The organism is Photobacterium sanguinicancri, assembly GCF_002265265.1.
In the GTDB taxonomy this organism is placed as follows: domain Bacteria; phylum Pseudomonadota; class Gammaproteobacteria; order Enterobacterales; family Vibrionaceae; genus Photobacterium; species Photobacterium sanguinicancri.
Genome location: NZ_NOIF01000470.1, coordinates 1 through 425 on the forward strand (window position 1 = coordinate 1; position 425 = coordinate 425).

The window sequence follows — 425 nt, forward strand, 5'->3', positions numbered from 1 at the left end:
TCTCCTCGCTGATCCCCGTCAGGATGCCGCAGGCATTGATCTCCCGACCCTCGTTGCAACTCGCCCTCAGTGAAACGAGTTGTTGCTCAAGCGCTTGCAGAGCAGTTATCTGCGACCGCACATGAGAGATGTGGTCATCGAGCATGGCGTTGACGGCGGTACAGGGCTGGCGAGGGTCGTCCTGATAGCTCTGTAGCTCGCGAATCTCTGTCAGTGACAGGTCCAGAATTCGGCAGCGGCGGATAAAGGCAAGCCACTCGCCATGCTTCTCGGTATAGACACGGTAACCATTCTCCTGCCGTTCTGGCGGCGGCAACAGGCCCTGCTGCTCATAGAAGCGGATCGTCTGCGTGTCGATACCCGCTATCTGGGCTAACTGACCAATGCGCTTCAGGCTTACTCCTCAACGGATCATCTGTCCCATT

1 protein-coding gene is annotated in these 425 nt (G+C 57.4%); it reads right to left on the minus strand.

Annotation, left to right across the window (positions count from 1 at the left end; translation table 11 throughout):
- Positions 1–394: Cd(II)/Pb(II)-responsive transcriptional regulator (cadR, locus tag ASV53_RS24655; RefSeq protein WP_141226352.1), on the minus strand; the 394-nt coding region annotated here is incomplete at its 3' end.
- Positions 395–425: the final 31 nt, after the last annotated feature.